Origin of the sequence: Haliea sp., assembly GCF_040221975.1 — a bacterium.
Lineage (GTDB): Bacteria > Pseudomonadota > Gammaproteobacteria > Pseudomonadales > Halieaceae > Haliea.
The window spans coordinates 1-17,774 of record NZ_JAVJWR010000017.1 but is presented as its reverse complement, the minus strand read 5'-3'; the positions used below and the strand labels follow the sequence as shown (position 1 = coordinate 17,774).

General features: G+C 64.1%; 15 protein-coding genes and 1 pseudogene. 11 read left to right on the top strand and 5 right to left on the bottom strand.

Translation table 11 applies throughout. The features are described 5' to 3' along the window. Positions 1-46 precede the first annotated feature (46 nt). From RLO07_RS06395 to RLO07_RS06380, 4 genes are all read left to right on the top strand, one after another. The gene (locus tag RLO07_RS06395) at positions 47-1,420 is read left to right on the top strand and encodes a glutamine synthetase family protein (protein WP_462291304.1); all 1,374 of its coding nucleotides are present in this window, start codon (positions 47-49) and stop codon (positions 1,418-1,420) included. A gap of 9 nt (positions 1,421-1,429) precedes the next feature. Continuing rightward, the gene (locus RLO07_RS06390) at positions 1,430-2,818 is read left to right on the top strand and encodes an aldehyde dehydrogenase family protein (RefSeq protein ID WP_462291303.1); all 1,389 of its coding nucleotides are present in this window, start codon (positions 1,430-1,432) and stop codon (positions 2,816-2,818) included. After that, on the top strand, positions 2,815-3,600 hold the full coding sequence (locus RLO07_RS06385) for an N-formylglutamate amidohydrolase (protein ID WP_462291302.1): 786 nt from the start codon (positions 2,815-2,817) through the stop codon (positions 3,598-3,600). Before RLO07_RS06390 ends, RLO07_RS06385 begins: the two co-directional genes overlap by 4 nt. Before the next feature lie 66 nt (positions 3,601-3,666). Then, positions 3,667-4,263 (top strand): helix-turn-helix domain-containing protein, encoded by a 597-nt coding sequence (locus RLO07_RS06380; RefSeq protein WP_462291301.1) that lies wholly within the window; start codon positions 3,667-3,669, stop codon positions 4,261-4,263. An 81-nt stretch (positions 4,264-4,344) separates the two neighbouring features. Here RLO07_RS06380 and RLO07_RS06375 read toward each other — a convergent pair whose 3' ends face one another. Beyond that, the gene (locus tag RLO07_RS06375) at positions 4,345-5,310 is read right to left on the bottom strand and encodes an NAD(P)H-dependent flavin oxidoreductase (protein WP_462291300.1); all 966 of its coding nucleotides are present in this window, start codon (positions 5,308-5,310) and stop codon (positions 4,345-4,347) included. Between the two features lie 138 nt (positions 5,311-5,448). Between RLO07_RS06375 and RLO07_RS06370 the strand changes: the two genes are divergently transcribed. Next, a complete protein-coding gene (locus RLO07_RS06370) occupies positions 5,449-5,994 on the top strand; it encodes a PadR family transcriptional regulator (RefSeq protein WP_462291299.1) in 546 nt (181 codons plus the stop codon). A gap of 23 nt (positions 5,995-6,017) precedes the next feature. On the opposite strand, the gene tdh is transcribed toward RLO07_RS06370, so the two are convergent. Further along, positions 6,018-7,046 (bottom strand): L-threonine 3-dehydrogenase, encoded by a 1,029-nt coding sequence (tdh, locus tag RLO07_RS06365; protein ID WP_462291298.1) that lies wholly within the window; start codon positions 7,044-7,046, stop codon positions 6,018-6,020. 90 nt (positions 7,047-7,136) lie between these two features. Here tdh and RLO07_RS06360 point away from each other — a divergent pair, with 90 nt between their 5' ends. The 6 genes from RLO07_RS06360 (at position 7,137) to RLO07_RS06335 (ending at position 14,778) form a co-directional block, all read left to right on the top strand. After that, positions 7,137-7,709, top strand: a complete 573-nt coding sequence (locus RLO07_RS06360) for a helix-turn-helix domain-containing protein (RefSeq protein WP_462291297.1) — start codon at positions 7,137-7,139, stop codon at positions 7,707-7,709. A 147-nt stretch (positions 7,710-7,856) separates the two neighbouring features. Continuing rightward, positions 7,857-8,699 (top strand): SDR family NAD(P)-dependent oxidoreductase, encoded by an 843-nt coding sequence (locus tag RLO07_RS06355; protein ID WP_462291296.1) that lies wholly within the window; start codon positions 7,857-7,859, stop codon positions 8,697-8,699. Positions 8,700-8,858: 159 nt separating this feature from the next. Beyond that, positions 8,859-9,731 carry a formyltetrahydrofolate deformylase gene (purU, locus tag RLO07_RS06350; RefSeq protein WP_462291295.1) on the top strand — a complete coding sequence of 291 codons (873 nt, stop codon included), beginning with the start codon at positions 8,859-8,861 and terminating at the stop codon, positions 9,729-9,731. An 8-nt stretch (positions 9,732-9,739) separates the two neighbouring features. Next, positions 9,740-10,990, top strand: a complete 1,251-nt coding sequence (locus RLO07_RS06345; protein ID WP_462291294.1) for a sarcosine oxidase subunit beta family protein — start codon at positions 9,740-9,742, stop codon at positions 10,988-10,990. Positions 10,991-11,002: 12 nt separating this feature from the next. Beyond that, positions 11,003-11,299, top strand: coding sequence for a sarcosine oxidase subunit delta (locus RLO07_RS06340; protein ID WP_462291293.1), 297 nt, complete (start codon positions 11,003-11,005; stop codon positions 11,297-11,299). After that, entirely contained in the window at positions 11,296-14,778 is a 3,483-nt protein-coding gene (locus RLO07_RS06335; protein WP_462291292.1) for a 2Fe-2S iron-sulfur cluster-binding protein, read from the top strand. Before RLO07_RS06340 ends, RLO07_RS06335 begins: the two co-directional genes overlap by 4 nt. A 132-nt stretch (positions 14,779-14,910) precedes the next feature. Here the strand turns inward: RLO07_RS06335 and RLO07_RS06330 are convergent, their stop codons facing one another. The 3 genes and pseudogenes from RLO07_RS06330 to RLO07_RS06320 all read right to left on the bottom strand — a co-directional run. Next, the gene (locus tag RLO07_RS06330) at positions 14,911-16,377 is read right to left on the bottom strand and encodes an outer membrane protein assembly factor BamB family protein (protein WP_462291291.1); all 1,467 of its coding nucleotides are present in this window, start codon (positions 16,375-16,377) and stop codon (positions 14,911-14,913) included. Then, the gene (locus tag RLO07_RS06325) at positions 16,374-17,507 is read right to left on the bottom strand and encodes a serine hydrolase domain-containing protein (RefSeq protein ID WP_462291290.1); all 1,134 of its coding nucleotides are present in this window, start codon (positions 17,505-17,507) and stop codon (positions 16,374-16,376) included. The genes RLO07_RS06330 and RLO07_RS06325 overlap by 4 nt, the downstream gene beginning before the upstream one ends. A gap of 11 nt (positions 17,508-17,518) precedes the next feature. Then, a pseudogene (locus RLO07_RS06320) lies at positions 17,519-17,774 on the bottom strand (TonB-dependent receptor); the annotation flags it as partial.

Here is a 17,774-nt window from a genome sequence, read left to right as displayed (position 1 = left end):
AAACCCTGGAATCTGAACCGGTTCAGAGCTTCCCGAGGAGTAAATCATGGCGACACTGCCTTCCAGACCCACGCGTGAGAAATTGCTGGCGTTCATTGAAGCGAGCAACCTGGAGTACGCGACCATTGGCTTCGTGGATTATCAGGGCACGGTGCGGGGGAAATACGTCTCCCGCAACAAGCTGCTGAGCGCGCTGGATAAAATGAGCTTCCCACTCGTCTCGTTGGCGCTTGATCCAACCGATGCCATTCTGCTTGCTCCTGGTATTGCCGAGGCGGAGTCCGGCTTCGCCGACGCATCGGTACGCCTGTTGCCCGAGACGGCGCGGCTCATCCCGTGGGAGCGTGCCGGGCGCGATCTTTTTATCCTTTCGGAGTTTATCGGCGAGGCGGAGAAGTACTGTCCCCGTGCCGTTTACCGGAGGATCTACGACCAGGCCGAGGCCATGGGAATGCGGCCCGTACATGCTGTGGAGTGTGAATTTACCCTGTTCAATGAGACGGCCGGGAGTGCGGCGGCAAAAGGCTACCGGAATCTTGAAGTGGCGACCCCGCACAAGACCTATTACTCGCTGGTGCGCCAGGGTGTACAGGCCGAATTCTACAATGAGCTGATGGACATGGCTCAGTCCATGCGGATCCCCCTGGAAAGCCTGCATGAGGAAATGAGCGACGGCTTTATGGAGGTGGCAATCCAGCATGGTAACGATGTTGGCGTTCCCGACAGTGCTGCGCTGTTCAAGACCTTCGCCAAGATCGTGGCCCAGCGGAACAACAAGCTGATCAGTTTCATGGCCCGCTGGTCCACCGCGGTGGATGGTCAAAGTGGTCATATCCATGCGTCGCTGACGGACCTGGAAGGCAACCCCTTGTTTCATGATGCCGGTGACCCGGACGGGATGAGCCGGACAATGAAATATTTCATCGGCGGGATGCAGGCGTTGATGGGGGACTTCATGATCATGCTGGCGCCCAACATCAATTCCTTCAAGCGGCTGGTGCCGGGGATCTTTGCCCCCATTTCCGCGGAGTGGGGTATTGAGAACAGGACCTGCGCCATTCGCGCCATTCCGGGCAGCCCTTCTTCAAGCCGGGTCGAATGCCGGACGCCGGGCGCGGACGCCAACCCTTATCTGTCCATTGCCGCTATCGTTGCCGCCGGCCTGCATGGTGTGCGCGAGAAAATCGAGCCGACGGAACCCACGGTGGTCAATGCCTATGACCTGGAGACGCCGGAAGCGCTCCGTTTCCCAACGGATTTCAAGGATGCCATTCAACGCTTCCACACCTCCGAACAGGCGCGTGCCTGGTTTGGCGCCGCATTCGTCGACGCCTATGCGGGTTCACGCATGACACAGTTTGAGCAGTTTGCGGCCATGGTAACGGACCGTGAGCTCGAGCGTTTCTTTGAATTGGTATGAAGGTACTTCATGGCGAGTTTCGATATTGTTTCCCCTGTCGATGGCAGCATTTATGCAACAAGGTCTTACGCCAGCCGCTCCGAGGTCATGGCGGCAGCCGAAGTGGCTCGCCGGGCGCTGGGCGGGTGGCGGGGCACGAGCTTTGATGACAGGGTAAAGTTGATCAAGGCATTCCTCGGGGAGATTGCCAGGCGTCGTGACACGCTTGCCGAAATGGTGACCTGGCAGATGGGGCGTCCCCTGTGGCAGGCGGACGAGACGGGTCGGCTGCTGGCCAATTGCGATGTCCTTGTGGATGACGCCACCAGGGTGCTGCAACCAGCCGCCATCCGTCAGGAAGAGCATGTCCGGCGGGTGGTTGAACTGGATCCGGTGGGGCTCTGCTTCTCCATCAGTGCGTGGAATTATCCGGTGGCCATGGCTTCCAGCCTGGTGACGGCGCCGTTGTTGATGGGCAACGTGGTTCTGTTCAAGCATGCCCCGCAGACAGCCCTGGTCGGGGAAGTCTTTGCCGAAGCGGCGCGCGCCGCGGGCCTGCCCGATGGCGTGTTCCAGTCGCTGCATATTGCCCATGGCGACGCCGAAGCACTTATTGGCTCGGGGCTGGTGGATATGGTGCAGTTTATCGGCTCCACCCGCGGCGGGCAGGCAGTGTACGACGCCGGCCGCGGCGCCTTTGTCCGCTACGGTCTGGAGCTGGGTGGCAAGGACCCGATCTACATCCGCCCAGATGCCCCGGTCGAGCAGATCATGCCCGAGCTGATGGAGGGCTCCTTCGGCAACGCCGGGCAATCCTGCTGTTCTGTGGAGCGGATCTACGTCCACCGGGACATCCATGACCGCTTCGTCGAGAGCTTCACAAATGCTGCCGCGAACATTGAATTGGGACACCCGATCGACGACCAGCCTTTCCTGGGGCCTCTGGTTTCCGCGACTGCCGCGGCACGGGTCAACCGGTTGGTTGAGGAGGCGGTCGCCAAGGGTGCCAGCCAGCTGATGCCCATTGGAAACTCAGCTCTGGCAACTCCCGGCAGCGCCTACGTGGAGCCGCAAGTGCTGGTGAATGTCGACCATGGCATGGCGGTCATGAAAGAGGAGACCTTCGGTCCCGTCATCCCGATCATGGCCGTCGACAGCGATGAGGAGGCCATCCGCCTGATGAACGACAGCGATTACGGCCTGACGGCCGCGGTCTGGACACAGGATGCCGAGCGGGGGCTGGAGCTGGGGCGACAGCTTGAAAGCGGGATGTTCTACCTCAATCGCTGTGATCATGCTGACATGTACTTGCCGTGGGGCGGCGTGAAGCAATCCGGAATCGGCCGCTCCTATTGTGACAAGGGGCTGGAAGAACTGGTGGTGCCGCGCTCCTATCACCTGCGGACACTCGCCGAATGAAGCTGCTGCCTGTGTTGTCAGATCCAGAGCGCGAGCAGATCAGGAAAGCTGCGGTCCAGGTCCTGCGAGACGGGGACAACAGCGAAATCGTGTTGACCTGCGAACACGCCAGTTGCTGTGTCCCCGAACCCTGGGGCGTTCTGGGTCTGACCCGGAGCGAGATTGAGGATCATATCGGTTGGGATCCCGGGGCGGCTGCGCTGACCCGCTCCCTGTCGGATGCGCTCTCTGCGACCGCAGTCCTGTCCGGCTATTCCCGGCTGTTTGCGGAGTGCAACCGGATGGTCGACGCCCACGATTTTGCGGCACCGGTATCGGGCGGCGTGCATGTGCCGGACAACCAGAATCTCACCGGTGAGGAACTGGCCCTGCGCAAGGCGCTTGCTTTCGACCCCTATCACGACACGCTCCGGCAGTACCTTGATGCCCGCATCTCGTCCGGGGTGAAGCCCCGTGTGATTTCCGTGCATAGTTTCACGCCCCGTCTGGGCGAGCACGAGCGTCCCTGGCATGTCGGGGTGCTGTGGAAAGGCGACGGTCACTTTGCCGAACAGCTGTTCGGCCATATCAAGGCCGGGTATGATGGCGCGGTAGGGTTCAATGAACCCTACGATGCGCGGGAACATGAGACGATGATCCTGGATCACCACGTCCTGCCACGCCGGTTGCCACACGCGATCCTGGAGATCCGCAATGACCTTCTGGGTACGGGCGAACAGGTGGCGCAATGGTCCCGATTTATCAGCAGGTGTGTAAAGGCGATTGAACCCGTGTGGGCATGACTGTGGATATGCCTCGTTGGGGTGTTCACCATAAGGCAATCGTCGTATTGAATGATGGATATAACTGTGGCGAACGCTGATATCACCTTGGGGCAAAGGCTGCGGGATTTTCGCAAGTCCCAGGGCATGACGCTTGCGGATCTGAGCAAGGTCACGGGCATCAATGTGTCCTCGCTGTCAAAGATCGAAAACGGCAAGACATCGGTCAATTTCAGCACGGTTCTCAAGATCGCCGAGGACCTGTCCCTGCCAATCACCAATCTGATTGGACCGGTGGAGGATCCGACAGCGGGTGGCCGCAGGGCCATGACCCGCAATGGGGAAGGCCGGCATTTCGAGCACCCGCGCTGGAACCTGGAAACGCTTTGCGATGACATGGTCAAAAAGCGCAATGTGTGGTGGAAGATGCTCGTGAAGTGCCGTTCAGCCGAAGAGTATGGCGAATTTTCACGCCATCCGGGGGAGGAGTTTCTACTCGTCCTCGATGGGGTAATGGACCTGTATACGGAAACCTACAAGCCGGTGCGACTCGAGGCGGGGGACAGCATTTGCTTCGATAGCATGACCCCCCATGCCTATATCGCCGTCAGTGACGAGCGCCCCCTGGTGCTGATGTCCAATACGGTTTCCGCAGATACGGTCGAGGGCTTCAAGCCCGATTAAAGGTATCTGACAGCAAGCTGTGGGTCCAGGTCCATCCCGCCCAGAATAGCGCCCACGGCTTAGCCGAGTGATGGTATAAACTCAGCCGGCCAGCAGGCGCTCGCGGGCGGCGGCGTATTCGCGCTGCAGTCGCGCCACCAGTTCCGCGGCGGGCACGATATCCTTCACCGCGCCGATGCCCTGGCCGCAGCCCCAGATATCCTTCCAGGCCTTGGAATCGCTGCCGCCACCTGAGCCGAAGTTCATCGCGGAAGGGTCGCTCTCGGGCAGGTTGTCCGGGTCCAGCCCCGCCGCCTCGATGGAGGGCCGCAGGTAGTTGCCGTGGATGCCGGTAAACAGATTGCTGTAGACAATGTCCGACGCACCGCAGTCCACCACTGCCTGCTTGTAGGCCTGCTCGGCATTGGCCTCCACCGTGGCGATAAAGGCGGAACCGATATAGCCGAGGTCCGCCCCCATCGCCTGTGCCGCGAGGATGGCATCGCCGGTGGCGATGGAGCCTGACAGCAGCAGCGGGCCGTCAAACCAGGCGCGAATTTCCTGCACCAGCGCGAAGGGCGAGATCGGCCCGGCATGGCCGCCGGCACCGGAGGCTACCGCGATCAGGCCATCGGCGCCTTTCTCGATCGCCTTGCGGGCAAAGCGGTTGTTGATGATGTCGTGCAACACGATGCCGCCGTAGGAGTGCACCGCCTCGTTGACGAACTCCTTGGCCCCCAGCGAAGTGATCACGATCGGCACCTTGTACTTCACGCACAGTTCCAGGTCGTGCTGCAGGCGGTCATTGGAGCCGTGCACGATCTGGTTGACCGCAAACGGCGCCGCCGGAGTGTCGGGATTGGCCGCGTCCCAGGCCGCCAGCTTGGTGGTGATCTGCTGCAGCCACTCTTCCAGCTTGTCCGCCGGCCGGGCATTCAGCGACGGGAAGGAGCCGACGATGCCGGCCTTGCACTGGGCGATGACCAGGTCCGGGTTGGAAACGATGAACATGGGGGCGGCAACGGCGGGCAGCCGCAGACGGCCCTGGAGGGAAGCGGGAAGTGCCATGGCGAGTAGTCTCCGGGGGGGTGGCTGAGATCGATTTATGCAATTTATTGCATAATAAAAATATATGCAACCTTTTGCATAAAAAGGGTCCGGGGGGTAAGCTGGACAAAACGGTTTGCGAGGAAATCCACCAGCCCCATGGCCCTGTCCCACGCCATCATGACTGCCCTGCTGGAAGACGAGATGTCCGGCTACGAGTTGGCGAAAGCCTTCGACGTGTCGCTGGGCCTGTTCTGGCGCGCCAGTCACCAGCAGATCTACCAGGAACTGCACAAGCTGGCGGACAAGGGCTGGCTGCGCCGGGAGACCGTGGCCCAGGCCGGCAAGCCGGACAAGATCGTCTACGGCCTCACTGCCGCGGGGCAGGATGCGCTGTCGGACTGGGTGCTGGGCGGCAGCCGGGTGCAGGAGGGCAAGGACGACCTGTTCGTCAAGCTCTACAATCTGGGGCGGGACAACGCTGCCCACCTGGCCGCGGAGGTGGAGCAGCGCCGCGAAAAGATGATGCAGCGCCTGTACCTGTACGAACGGATTCGCCGCCGCCACTACGCTAAGCCTGAAGCCCTGCCGGTGCGGCGCAAGGGTGTCTACCTGGCGTTGTTGGCGGGTATTCGCCAGGGCGAGCAGTTCCTGGCCTGGTGTGACGAAGCGCTGGCGATGCTGGCAACGGTGGACAAGCGCTGATCTTCAGGCGGTCCGCCGCCCCGCTACTCTTCCCAGTTCAGTACCACCTTGCTGGCTTCACCCGCACTCATTACATCGAACCCCTGCTGGAAATCCCGGTAGTTCAGGCGATGCGTGATGACCGGTGAGATATCCAGCCCCGACTCGATCATCACCGACATCTTGTACCAGGTCTCGTACATCTCGCGGCCGTAGATGCCTTTCAGGGTGAGCATGTTGAAGATCACGGTGTTCCAGTCGATGGCCGTATCTTCGCTGGGGATGCCCAGCATCGCGACCTTGCCGCCGTGGCACATGTTGGCCAGCAGGTCGCGGAAGGCCTGCGGGTTGCCGGACATTTCCAGGCCGACATCGAAGCCCTCGTGCATGCCCAGGGACTTCTGTGCGTCGGCGATACTCTCGCGCGTCACGTTGACGGTGCGGGTCGCGCCCAGGGTGGCGGCCAGCTCCAGGCGCTGGTCGATGACATCGGTAATCACCACGTGGCGCGCACCGGCGTGGCGGCAGACCGCGGCAGCCATGGCGCCAATGGGACCGGCACCGGTGATCAACACGTCCTCCCCCAGCAGGTCGTATTGCAGGGCGGTATGGACCGCGTTGCCGAAGGGGTCGAACAGGGCGGCGACATCGAGGTCTATGCCCGGGGAGTGCTCCCAGACATTGGACATGGGAAGGGCCAGGTACTCGGCAAAGGCACCGGCGCGGTCGACGCCGACCCCGCTGGTACGGGCGCAGAGGTGGCGTCGGCCCGCCATGCAGTTGCGGCAGCGGCCGCAGACCACATGGCCCTCGCCGGAGACGATCTGTCCGGGGCGGAAATCCACCACGTTGGAGCCCACCTCGACAATCTCGCCGACGAACTCGTGGCCCACTACCATCGGTACCGGGATGGTCTTCTGCGCCCAGGCGTCCCAGTGGTAGATGTGCATGTCGGTACCGCAGATGGCGGTGCGCTTGATCTTGATCAGCACGTCGTTGATGCCGATCCGGGGCTCGGGCACGTCTTCCAGCCAGAGGCCCGGAGCCGCTTCCTTTTTCACCAATGCTTTCATATCCAGTTCACCATTGTGGAAATATTCCGGTATAGTAGATGGCGACCATCCCGTATACAAGAACAAATTCTTTTATTGTGGAAGAATGCCATGTCCAAATCCGCCCTTGATCCCGCCAGCCGGGTCCTCTGCGAACGGGTGACCGAGCTGCGCCAGCACCACGGCTTCACTCTCGACCAGCTGGCCGCCGCCTCCGGCGTCAGCCGCTCCATGCTGAGCCAGATCGAGCGCGGCCAGGCCAACCCGACCCTGGCGGTGACCTTCCGCATCGCCCAGGCCTTCGGCCTCAGTATAGGTGAGCTGGTGGACGACCCCCTCGCCAGTGGCTTGATCGAGGTGGTGCGGGGTGATGACCCCGCCAGCCTGTTCCGCGCCGACAGCGAATGCCAGATCCGTACCCTGTCGCCGCTGCACATGGAGAAGAGCGTCGAGTTCTACGAATTGCAGATCCAGCCCGGGGCCAGCCTCGACAGCTCGGCCCACTTCAGTGGCACCCGTGAGCTGTTCACGGTTACCGCAGGCAAGGCGGTAATTGTCGCCGGGGGTACCGAGTGCAAGCTGGTGGTGGGTGATTCCGCGCACTACCGGGCCGATGTCGAACACAGTATTCGCGCCACCGGCCGCATGGCGTTGCAGGGTTATCTGGTGGTGACCTACAAGTAGCACGACGCCGCATCCGGCGGCCGCAGGAGCCTGACAAATCAAACTCCCTTGCCCCGCCTGCACGCTGGCATGGCCGCGGGAATGCATGGCTGTCGACGCCGTGTTATACCACCGGTTCCCACGACGTTCCCGACAGGAGAGAACAGCATGCAGGACCTGGATTTCAGCGGCAAGACAGTACTGGTCACCGGCGGCGGCGCCGGCATCGGCAGGGCGATCGCGGAGGCCTTTGCGGCGCGCGGCGCAGCGCTGGTAGTGGCCGAGATCGACTCGCAGCGTTGCTCGGAACTGGAGGCTGTGCTGGCGCAGCAGGGGGTCGATGCCCTGGTGTCCTGCACCGATGTCTGCGACAGCGCTGCGGTGAATACCCTGATGCAGCAGGTACAGGAACGTTTCGGCGGGCTGGATGTGCTGGTGAACAATGTCGGCGATTTCCTCGGCATCATCAAGCCCTTTGCCGCCTGCACCGACGAGGACCTGGAGCGCCTGTACGCGGTCAACTTGCGCCACATCTTCACGGTGACCCGGGCGGCCATTCCCCTGCTGCAGGCCCGGGGCAAGGGCGGCAGCATCATCAGCATCTCCTCCATCGAAGCTTTCCGCGGTATCCCCATGGTCACCACCTACTGCGCCTTCAAGCATGCGATCACCGGCTTCACCCGTAGCCTGGCCCTGGAACTGGGGCCGGATGGCATCCGGGTCAATGCCATCGCCCCGGAGACCACCGAGACCGCCCAGGTGCGTCCGTCCGAGCTGATCGCCCCGGAGCACCAGGCGCATATCCGGCGCTGGATTCCGCTGGAGCGCTTTGGTACCCCGGAGGATGCGGCGGGCTGTGCCCTGTTCCTCGCCTCCGAGTTGTCCGCCTGGGTGACGGGCACCACCATCAACCTCGACGGCGGTGCGCTGGCGGCGGCGGGCTGGTACCGTGATCCGAACGACCTGTGGACCAATGTGCCGGTGGTGACGGGCAACGGCTTCAATTTCTAGCCCGTTCCTGCAGCGATAATAGCGCCGGTGCTGTAATGCGCCGGCGTCATGCTTTAGTATTCCCCCAGTATTGCCAGACCAGCGGCCCGGTTGCCGGACCCGCTGCTGGCGCCGGCAGGGCAGGACCCTCGCCGTAATCCTCGCAGCCATGGCCCAACAATGACCACATCAGACTCCGGCACGCCTCGCGCCTACATCCTGTCCTTCCAGTGCCCCGACCGCCTCGGCGTGGTCGCGAATTACTCGCAGCTGTTCCTGCAGGTAGGCGCCTTCATCACCGAGATTTCCAACTACAGCGACCCGGTCACCGCGACCTTCCATCTGCGTTGCGTATTTGACGATCGGGCGATGACGGTCTCCTTTGAAGAGTTCAGCGAGCGTTTTGCCGAGCTCGCAAGCGAGATGAACATGCGCTACCGCCTGCGCCCCGCCGACCAGCTGCCGCGGGTGCTGCTGGCGGTGTCGCGCTACGACCACTGTTTGGTGGCGCTGCTGACCAAGTGGCGGTCGGGCGCATTGCCGGCGGAAATTGTCGGCGTGGTCAGCAACCACGAGGACTGCCGCAGCCAGGTGGAATGGTATGGCTTGCCCTACCATTACCTGCCGGTTACCCCGGCAACCAAGCCACAGCAAGAGGCACAACTGCTGGCGCTGATCCGCGAGCAGCAGGTGGACCTGCTGGTACTGGCGCGCTATATGCAGATACTCTCGGATGACCTGTGCCGGCAGCTGGAGGGAAGGGCGATCAACATCCACCACTCCTTCCTGCCGGGCTTCAAAGGCGCCAAACCCTACCATCAGGCCTATGACCGCGGGGTCAAGGTGATCGGGGCCACCGCCCACTACGTTACCTCCGACCTCGACGAGGGCCCGATCATCGCCCAGGAAGTGAAGGCGATTGACCATCAGGTGTCGGTGGAGCAGATGATCCACCTCGGTCACGATACGGAAGCCACCGCCCTGTCCCAGGCGGTGCGTCTGCACTGCGAGGAGCGGGTGCAGTTGAATGGCCAGCGCACGGTCATCCTCTAGGCGCCCCCGTGGAACGCTACTCCGCCTTTTCCCTGCTGAAACACGCCCTCGGCGGTCATCGCCACTGGCAGCAGGCCTGGCGCAGCCCGGAGCTGAAGCCGCAATACGATGTGGTGATCATTGGTGGCGGCGGCCACGGTCTGGCGACGGCGTACTACCTGGCGAAGGTCCACGGCATCAGCAATGTCGCGGTGCTGGAGAAGGGTTGGCTGGGCGGTGGCAACACCGGCCGCAATACAGCGGTCAGCCGCTCCAACTACTTTTATCCCGAGAGCACCCGTTTCTACGAGCACTCCCTGAAACGCTACGAGACCCTCGGGCGCGAGCTCAATTTCAATATCATGCTGAGCCAGATTGGCATTATCAATCTGGCCTGCAGCCGCCACGAGCTGGAGATCTTCCGCCGCTGGGCGACCGCGATCCAGGTGCAGGGGGTGGACTCCGAGGTGCTGAGCCGGGAGCAGATCGCCGCCATGGTGCCACTGCTGAACATGAGCGCCGGCGCCCGCTATCCCGTACATGGCGGTTTTATCCAGCGCCGCGGCGGTATCTCCCGCCACGATGCGGTGGCCTGGGGCTATGCCCGCGCAGCCAGCAACCTGGGGGTGGATATTATCCAGAACTGCGAGGTGACCGGCATCGAGGTGAGTGACGGCCGTGTGCGCGGGGTGAAGACCAGCCTCGGCACAGTACGCACTGACAAACTGGGGATGGCCGTGGCGGGGCACAGCACCGTGGTTGCGGCGCTGGCGGGGGTCAAGCTGCCGATCGTCAGTCAGACCCTGCAGGCGATGGTGAGCGAGCCGGTCAAGCCCTGCCTGGACCACGTGGTCATGTCGCCCATGGTGCACTGCTACATTTCCCAGTCGGATCGCGGCGAGATCGTCATCGGTGGCGGCGCAGATACCCATCCCTCCTACGGCCAGCGCGGCAGCCTGCAGTCGACGGAAGCGGTACTGAACGCGGCGGTGGAGCTGTACCCGATGCTCAGCAGGATGAAGCTGATGCGGCAGTGGGGCGGCATCGTCGATATTGCCCCGGATGCCAGCCCCATCGTGTCGAAGACGCCGGTTACCGGCTTTTACATCAGCACCGGCTGGGGTACCGGCGGCTACAAGGCCATTCCCGCTGGCGGCGAGACCCTGGCCCACACCATTGCCCACGACGCCCCGCACCCGCTGGTGGAACCCTTCTCGCTGGACCGCTTCGCCCGCGGCCGGCTGATCGATGAAGGCGCCGCGGCCGGTGTGGCGCACTAGGATGACAGCGCCATGATGCGCATTGAATGCCCCTGGTGCGGCAGTCGCAGCGAAGACGAGTTCGTTTGCGGCGGCCAGTCCCATATCGCGCGGCCGGATCCGTCGGTCGCCAGTGATGACGAGTGGGCCGCGTATCTCTATCAACGTGATAATCCCAAGGGCCTGCATCACGAGCGCTGGCTGCACCGCTTCGGCTGCGGCCAGTGGTTCAATGTGGTGCGGGACACGGTGAGCCACGAGTTGCTCGCCGTCTACCCCATGACTGCCCCCAAACCTGAATTGCCGGACACCAGCGGGGGTGAGGCGTGAAGCGCGGCCCCCAGCGCCTGCCCCACGCCCGGGTGGATACCGGGCAGCCGCTGACCTTCCGGTTCGAGGGCGAGACCTACCGCGGCTACAGCGGGGACACCCTCGCCTCGGCGCTGCTTGCCAATGGCGTCAGCATTGTCGGGCGTAGTTTCAAACTGCACCGTCCCCGCGGTGTCTTCGCCGCCGGCAGGGAGGACGCCAATGCGCTGGTACAACTTGAGCACGGTGCCTGGTCCGAGCCGAACGCAAGGGCCACGCTGACCCCACTGTACGAGGGCCTGGTGGCGAAGGGCCAGAATGCCTGGCCGTCGCCGGCCTGGGATCTGTTGGCAGCGCTGGGCCTGTTGAAAAAAGTGCTGCCGGCGGGCTTCTACTACAAGACCTTCATCTGGCCCAACTGGAAGTACTGGGAAGGCCTGGTACGGCGGCTGGCGGGGCTGGGGGAGGCGCCGACAGCGGCGGATCCGCAGTACTACCTCAAGCAGACCCTGCACGCCGAGGTGGTGGTCGTGGGCGCCGGCCGTTCGGGGCTGGAGGCGGCACTGGCGGCGGCGCAGGATCCCGACTGCCGGGTGCTGCTGCTGGACGAGCAGGAGGAACCCGGCGGCAGCCTGCTGGCGAGCCCGGACCCGGCGGACCGGGCCTGGCTGGCCAGCAGGCTGGAGCGCATCGCCCGGTGCCCGAACCTGACCCTGATGCCCCGGACGTCGGTCAACGCTTACCACGATCACAACCTGCTGGCTGCTCTGCAGCGGATCGGCACTGCGCTCGGTCCACAGGCGGATCCCGTCGCGCCGCGAGAGATCTCCTGGCGCATCTTTGCCGGGCGCGTGGTGCTGGCCACCGGCGCCCTGGAGCGACCGCTGGTGTTTCCCCACAACGACCGCCCCGGCATCATGCTCGCCGGCGCGGTGCGCGAGTACAGCCACCGCTATGGCCTGACCCTGGGCGAGCGCATCGTGTTCTTCTGCAACAACGACTCCGCCTGGCACACCGCGCTGGAGCTGGCGGAGCACGGCCTGCGGGTCGCAGTCATCGTCGATGTGCGCCCCCGGGTGGCGCCGGAACTGCTGCGGCGGGCCACGGTGGCGGGGATCGTGGATCGGCTGGGCTACAGCGTGGTGCATACCCGCGGCCGGCGGGGCCTGCGGCAGCTGGTGATCCGGCGCCTGACTGAGGGTGGCGACGGTCTGCAGGGGCCGCGGGAAACCCTGGACTGCGACCTGCTGGCGATGTCCGGCGGCTGGAGCCCGACCCTGCATCTGTACTCCCAGTCCGGCGGCCAGCTCAAATGGCGCGAGGAGGACAGCTGTTTCGTGCCCGGTACCGCGAGCCAGGCGGTAACGGCGGTCGGGCGCGCCAATGGCGATTTCCCCCAGCCCCTGCACACCCAGGCCTACTGGCTCACCTCCGGCGTGTCCGCCGACTGCCAGTGGGTGGACTTCCAGTACGATGTCACCGCCGCCGACATCCAGCTGGCGGCGCGTGAGAACTATGTCTCGGTGGAGCACGTCAAGCGCTACACCACCAACGGCATGGCGATCGACCAGGGCAAGACCAGCAACGTCAACGGCCTGGGTATCCTGGCACTGGCCACCGGGCGCAGCATTCCCGAGGTCGGCACCACCCGCTTCCGGCCGCCCTGGCATCCCGCGACCATTGGCGCCTGGGCCGGTATCGAGCTGGGCACCCTGTACCAGCCCTTCCAGCGCCTGCCCGCGCATGTTTGTCAGGTCGCGCTGGGTGCACAGATGGCAGACATGGGCGGCTGGCAGCGCCCCGAATACTACCCGCGAGCGGGGGAGAGTGAAGCTCAGGCCATTGCCCGGGAAGTGCTGGCGGTGCGCAATGCCGTGGGCCTGCTCGATTACTCGCCACTGGGCAAGCTGGAGGTGCATGGTCCCGATGCCCGGGAGTTCCTGAACCGTGTGTACGTGAACAATCTAACGAACCTGAAACCGGGCGCGGCCCGCTACGGCCTGATGCTGAACGAGCGCGGCATCGTCGTGGACGACGGCGTGGTGGTGTGCCTGGCGGAGGACCACTTCCTGCTGCATACCACCAGCGGCGGCGCCAGTGCCGTGCACCGCGCCCTGGAGGAGTGGCTGCAGTGCGAGTGGCTGGCGCTGCGAGTGCTGGTCACCGACGTCACCACCCAGTGGGCTACGCTCATGCTCAGCGGGCCCAGGGCCCGCGCGGTGCTGGCACAGCTGCCCGGCGACATCGACCCGAGTCGCGACGCCTTTGCCCACATGCAGTTCCGCAGCGGCAGCCTCTGCGGCGTGCCCGTCCGTATCCTGCGCGCCAGCTTTACCGGTGAGGTGTCTTTCGAAATCAGCGTCCCGGCGGCCTGCGGCCAGTCCCTGTGGGAGGCACTGATGACGGCGGGTGCGCCGCAGGACATCACGCCCTTTGGCATTGAGGCCCTGATGGTGCTGCGCACCGAGAAGGGCTATCTCCACGTGGGCTCCGACACCGACGGCAATACCATGCCCCAGGATCTCGGGTGGAGTCACGCGATCGGGAAAAAGCCCGGCGACTTTATCGGTCGCCGCTCCCTGACGCTGGAGGTGGGGCAGGATCCGCAGCGCCTGCAGTTCACGGGTATTGCACTGCTGGACGAGACCTCGACCACCGTCAGCGGTGCCCATGTGCTTGCCGGGGATGGCGGGGGCAGCGCGGGCTACGTCACCTCGGTCTGCTTCAGCCCGACCCTGGGCCGCACCGTGGCCCTGGGGATTGTCGCCGGCGCCCGCGCACGGCTGGGCGAGACGGTAGCGGTGTACTACGAGGGCAAGACCCAGCCGGCGCGGCTGGTGACGCCCTGCCAGCTTGATCCGGAGGGCGCGCGCCTGCAGGCCGATGGCGCTGTACCAGTAACTGGCGCATCACGGACGGCCACACCTCAGCTCGGCGCCCTACCGCCTGTCCTGACGGCTCGCAGCCCCGTGGCTGGCGACAGTGGCATTGCCAGGTCTGCATTCCGCCTGCGGGAAGAAGCGGGCCTTGAACTGATTCGCCTGCAAGTCTTTCACCGCAGCGAGGGCCAGGTCCAGGCGCTGGCGACGCATTTGAACACGGCGCTGCCGGGTCCGGGTATCGCGCACCGGCAAGGCAGCCGGCGCTGGCTGTGGTGCGCGCCCGGCGACTGGCTGGTAGCGGTGTCGGCCGGCGCCGGCGCCACGGAACTGGCGGCGTTGCGAGCCGATACCGGGGAATTGCTGGCGCTCGCAACTGAGGTCACCGATAGCCGGGTGACGCTGAGGCTGGGCGGCGCGCGGGTGCGCGATGTCCTCGCCCGCGGCACAACGCTGGACCTGCATCCGCGGCAGTTTGGCAACCAGCAATGCGCGGTGACCCGGTTCGCCGGGGTGCCGGTGCTGCTGCTGGCAGAGGCGGATGAGGTTCTACTCATCGCCTGTCGCTCGCTGGCGGCATACCTGCTGGAATGGTTCGGGGCGGCGAGCCGGGATTGCTGACAATCGTGGATTTATCAGCTGCTGCCCCGTCATCTTCTGGATGCGGCAGTGTTCGCCGAGGTGCTTGCCAGGGTCAAGGTTCTGCTGGAGTGATGCTGGTCGCGAAGCTCGATGGGCTTTTACTCATGTCTGTCACCCGGGGAGTTGCGGCTGCAATGCGGTAACGCCGCCTTTCGGGGCCAGAGGCGTGCGGTGAGAAGGAGGCAGCAGGGGATTGATCCCATAATAGAAGACAGAACTGGTAAGCGCGGCGTGACAGATGTACACGCTTCCGTCGCGGGCCAGAACGACCCCGGCTTCGCTGGTATCGGGAAGGTGGGTATAGCCTCTCAATTCACCATCGGCGGGGTTGATGCTGGCGAGAACCACCCGATGCGGCTGCGTCAGCGCTGCGGCGCCCGGCGGCGTGAACGTATAGCCCAGGGCCAGAACGACCAGCAGATGGTCCCGGCCCACGGTCTGGACACTGTTGATAACCGCGTGTGGATGCGGGTCCGTAAACAGGGGGAGCAATGGCGCCCGGTCCGGGAGCAACTCGCTGGCAAGCGCGTCATAGTCGCGACACCAGCGTGCCTCACCGGTCTCGGGGTTGATCGCGCTTAGTTGTGAAGGGCTCCCCGGCACCGTGTTCGACCCCGTATACACCGTGCCGTCGCTGCCAACAGTAGGTGACGCCGCGGGACCTGCGGGCGCATAGCGCCAGAGTGGTCTGCCGCTGTCGCCGGAAAACGCCAGTAACTCGCCACGATGATTGCCTGTGTAGACCTGATGCCCGGAAGGAGAAAGGCTCGGTGTTACAGAACAGCGCCCGTCGAACTCGCGGGTAAAGGCGATGGCGAGTTTGCCGGCGGTTTCCTGCAGCGCGTAGAGGCGCGTCTGCGTAGGACTGTTTCCCGCGCCGGTGATATAGATCCGTCCGCTGGACAGATCCACAGCGGGAGAGTTGGTCACCGGGAAATGGGTGCCGAAGAAGCCCGGAAACAGCAACGCTGCAGTGTCAGGGTCCATCATGCCCTGCCAGATTCCCGGCGGCAGGGAGGCGGCCGGTGGCGGTAATCCCGCCGGCAGCGTCAGGGTTGGCAGTGCGGGTTTGCCACTTGCCCGATCCAGGAACACCGCAATCCCATCAAGTGACACCCCGCCGACCAGGCCGCTGGCCGAGAATACTGCCGAGGCAAACCCCTCACGTATGCCGAGTTGCTGCAAGTCCGTGCGCCAGCGGGGGCTGCCGTCCTGTTCCAGACACCAGAATGCTCTGTCATCGGCCAGGTACACGGCACCGCTTGCATCCACCAGGGGAGCAAAGGGGCAGGCGCGTGGACCGATACGATCTGGATCGGTGAACGGTTCGCTCTCCCAGCGTATGGCACCGTCGGCGTTCATGGCATGCAGATGACTGAAGTTGCGGCCACGGCCGCTGCAGAGGTAGAGCTTGCCGTTGAGGTCAATGGTGGGACCGAACAGCACAGCGGTCCCTGCCAGCCCATGCCATGCGGGCGTATAGCGGGCTGCTGTAGGGTAGGACACAGCATCGGAGTTGCGGCTATCGCCGTGGATACTGTTCCACTGGGCCTGGTTCCAGGGATTGTCCTGCGTCATGCGCCATTGTCCCCGCAGTGATAGACCGCTTCACAGAGGGCCCGCGCGCGCGGATCGCCCACCAGATCGGCACCCATCCGATTGCAGACATAGGCAAAGGACAGACCTTTGTCAGGGTCTACACAGACAAACGAACCGCCCCAGCCACTGTGACCATAAACGTTCTTGACGGGACCGTAGAGACCGGTGTCGTTTCGAACCAGACCGGCGCACCAGGCCATGGGCATTTGCAACAGCGCGTCCTGGCGGCTGGACCGAACCTTGAACAGGGCCTTCAGTGTCTGCGCGTCCAGGCTCTGGCCATCGGTAAGCATCGAGAACAGGTGCGCGAGACCAGCGGCACTGGCATGGCCGTTCGCAGCGGGCAGCGCGGCCTTGCGCCACGCTGCCGTTGCCGCGACCTCTGCCGGTATGACCGGATTGGTAAGTGCCAACCGGACTACTTCGGACATTGCTTCCAGGTCGGAGGGGTCTGCGGCGGTGGGCGGAATCAGGGTGGCCACTCGCCCGCTTTCGGCGCCTGGGCAACCGATAAAGACGTCGAGTCCGAGTTCCCGGTGGAACAGAGTGTCCACCCAGTAGCGCAGGTCACGACCCGTTGCGTGGCGGACCAGCGCGTTGGCGAGAAAACCAAAGGTGATGGGATGGTAGCAAGTATTTTCACCCGGCGGGTGGATCGGGGCCTGCTGCGCCAGCAGGTTCTCCATGCGCTCGCTGTCGTAGAGATCCTGCAAAGACACCGCTTGCTGAAAGCCCGGTAGTCCCGCCTGATGGGAAAGCAGCTCCGCGACTGTCAATTTCTCCTTGCCGTGACCGCGGAAGTCGCGCCAATAGTCGTTCACGGGTGCCTCGTAGTCGAGAACACCGCGCTCCACGAGGATGGCGATCGCCAGGGCGACCACAGCTTTGGTGGTCGAATAGACGTTAACCAGCGTGTCCTGCCGCCAGGGGTTCTCTCCACTGACCGCGGTAACCCCACCTGCCAGGTTGGCGAGTACCTCGCCATGGCGCAGCAGGCAGAAGGCGGCGCCTACTTCACGATAGTCGTCGTTGCGCTGGAAATTCGCCTGAAAAGCTTCTGCCAGCGGTTCAAAGCCCGGTGCAACCTGTGTCACGGTGAACCGGGGCATGCCACCAGCCGTCACAGGCTGTTGATGCGCACTGTGGCGCCCCAGGTCCGGGGTGCACCGTAGGTGCTGCCGCCATTGCCGATGCCGTTGTCAAACGCATGCTGACGGTAGGTCTCGTCGCCCAGGTTCTTGCCCCAGAGTGATACTTCCCAGCGGTCGTCCGCGCTGCGAAGCGCCAGCCGTGCACCCCACAGGCCGTAGTCCTCGGTGGCGAGGTAGGGAATGTTCACTGCCTCCCGGAACGCCTCGTCGGTGTAGCTGTACTCC